Source organism: Methylobacterium sp., assembly GCF_019750675.1.
GTDB lineage: Bacteria > Pseudomonadota > Alphaproteobacteria > Rhizobiales > Beijerinckiaceae > Methylobacterium.
Genome location: NZ_JAIEOF010000339.1, coordinates 1 through 2,554, shown reverse-complemented (window position 1 = coordinate 2,554; position 2,554 = coordinate 1). Strand labels below are relative to the sequence as shown.

The 2,554-nt window shown below is 70.1% G+C and carries 3 protein-coding genes; all 3 read right to left on the bottom strand.

Annotated features, from left to right (window positions below; all coding sequences use genetic code 11):
• Positions 1–650 (bottom strand): translation initiation factor IF-2 associated domain-containing protein (locus K2X24_RS17145; RefSeq protein WP_292499540.1); only part of this gene is annotated, 650 nt, incomplete at its 3' end.
• A 73-nt stretch (positions 651–723) separates the two neighbouring features.
• Entirely contained in the window at positions 724–1,500 is a 777-nt protein-coding gene (locus K2X24_RS17140; RefSeq protein ID WP_292499539.1) for an RNA-binding protein, read from the bottom strand.
• A gap of 77 nt (positions 1,501–1,577) precedes the next feature.
• A partial coding sequence (locus tag K2X24_RS17135) for a transcription termination/antitermination protein NusA (protein WP_292499538.1) occupies positions 1,578–2,554 on the bottom strand: 977 nt, incomplete at its 5' end.

The following is a 2,554-nucleotide window of genomic DNA, read 5'->3' as shown; positions in this document are numbered from 1 at the left end:
TCGGCAGCCGGAGCGGCGGCGGGCGGCGCCGAGCGCACGATGGTCGGGGCCGCCGGCATCGGGGCGGTCTTCGACACGGTCGGGGCTGCGGCCGGCGCACTCGCGGCGCGGGCGGCTTCCTGAGCAGTCGCCTCGGCGGCATGGCGCGCAGCCTCGGCGGCGAGGCGGTCCTCCTCCTCCTTGCGGCGGCGGACTTCCTCCTCGCGCTTCCGGGCCTCGGCGGCCTCGCGCTCCCGCTGCTCGGCGGCAAGGCGCTCGCGCTCGGCGGCAGCCTCGGCCTCGGCACGCTTCTGAGCCTCGGCCTCGCGACGCTTGGCATCGGCCAGAGCCGCTGCGCGAGCGTTGCTCTCCTGCTCGCTCAGCGTACGCAGTACGACGCCGTTGGCGGAGCGCTGGGCCTGACGCGGGGCGGCGGGCGGCGGGGGCGGTGCGACGCGCGTGGCGGGAGCGACGGGCGTCGTCTCACGCGCAGGCGCGGCCGGTGCCGCGCCGATGACACGGCGCTTCACCGTCTCGACCACGACCTGCTTGGAGCGGCCATGGGAGAAGCTCTGACGCACCGTTCCCTGCTCGATCGGACGCTTCAAGGACAGCGGCTTCGAAGGGGGTCTCGCCTGCGTCTTGTCGCCCGGATTGTTCGTATCGCTCATTCAGTCCAAACCCTGAGGGTTTCCATCGTCCCGTGAACCGGCAGACTGCTGTGCGCCGGGTAAATCCGTCATCTCAGTCGTCGTGCAGATCGGAATCGGCCTGCCCGTCGCGGGTAGGACCGGTTTCCTCGGCCGTCGTCGCCAAACCCTCGAAGGAGCGGAGCCGACGCCAACGCGCAAGGCAGCCGGAACTTCCGACTCCTGCGACGAGAGCCGCATGTATCACATGATCCCGGCCCAAGGCCATGTCCAATTCGGTATTGGACAGGTCATCGATGACGGGAATGCACGATATGGCACTGCCATGCCGCCGGTGCAATGCCGCGACGATCTTCCGGCGCCCGTCGGGGCTGCCGTCGGAGGCCTCGATCACCGCCGCGACCCCGGCCTTGTCGCCGATGGCCGACTCGACCTTGGCGAAGCCCGCCACCACGCAGCCGGCCTTGTTGGCCAGCGACAAGGATTGGCGCAGGTCCGCCCGCAGGCCCTCGGCAACCCGATCCGCGAGGTCGCTCGGGGCAGCGGCGTCCTTGGTCTTGAAGGCGCGCTGGAAGGCGCGGCGCTTGATCGCCTCGTTCACCGCCGCGCGGGTGGGCGTGAGCCAAGCACCACGACCCGGCAGGCGTGCCCGCAGATCCGGCACCACAGCGCCGTCGGGCCCCAGCACGAAGCGGATCAGGCCGGCCGGCGCCTGGGCCACGCGCGTGACGAGGCATGTCCGCAGCGCATTGGAGCGCCCGCGCCCGAGGCCCGGATCGAGCAGGGTGCTCGGGTCCGGATCGGCCGCGTCTTGCTCCAGGGCGTTCGGCTCCGGGACGCTGTGGCTCGGGTCTGCGGTCTCGGGCGTCATGCCGCGCGAAAACTTTCGGTTATGACAAGCACAACCCCGCGATCGGAGGATCGCGGGGCGCAACGATTCGCGATCGCTCAGGCGGTGGCCGCCTCGTCCTCGCTGGTCTCCGCCTCGGCGTCGGCCTCGGCCGGCGCCTCGATCCAGCCCGCATGGACGCGGGCGGCCATGACCATCGCCTCGGCCTCGGCACGCGAGACCTCGAAGCCGTCGAGGTAGCCCGCGTGGCGCTTGGCTTCGGGGCCGCGCCCCTCGGTGTAACCCACGAGGTCGTCGGTGGCGCAGCCTGCCAGATCCTCGATCGTCTTCACGTCGTTCTCGCCGAGCGCCACCAGCATCGGAGTGGTGATGCCGTCGATCTCGCGCAGTTCGTCCTGGACGCCGAGTTCCTGGCGCTTGGCGTCGAACTCCGACTCGACGCGGGCCAGATGGTCCTGGGCGCGGGCCTGGATCTCGGTACCGCTCTCCTCGTCGAGGCCCTGGATGTTGGCGAGTTCGCCGGGCTCGACGTAGGCGATCTCCTCGACGTTGCGGAAACCTTCGGCCGCAAGCAATTGGCCCACGGTCTCGTCGACGTCGAGCGCTTCCATGAAGATCGCGGTGCGCTCGGCGAACTCCTTTTGCCGGCGCTCGGATTCCTCGGCCTCGGTGAGGATGTCGATATCCCAACCGGTGAGCTGGGAGGCGAGGCGCACGTTCTGGCCGCGACGGCCGATGGCGAGCGACAGTTGGTCGTCCGGCACCACCACCTCGATGCGGTCGGCTTCCTCGTCGAGCACCACCTTCACGACTTCCGCCGGCTGGAGCGCATTGACGATGAAGGTCGCCTGGTCCTCGGACCACGGGATGATGTCGATCTTCTCACCCTGAAGCTCGCCGACCACCGCCTGGACGCGGGAGCCCCGCATGCCCACGCAGGCGCCGACCGGATCGATCGAGCCATCGCGCGAAATCACCGCGATCTTGGCGCGGGAACCGGGATCGCGGGCCACCGCCTTCACCTCGACGATGCCGTCGTAGATCTCCGGCACTTCCTGGCCGAAGAGCTTGGCCA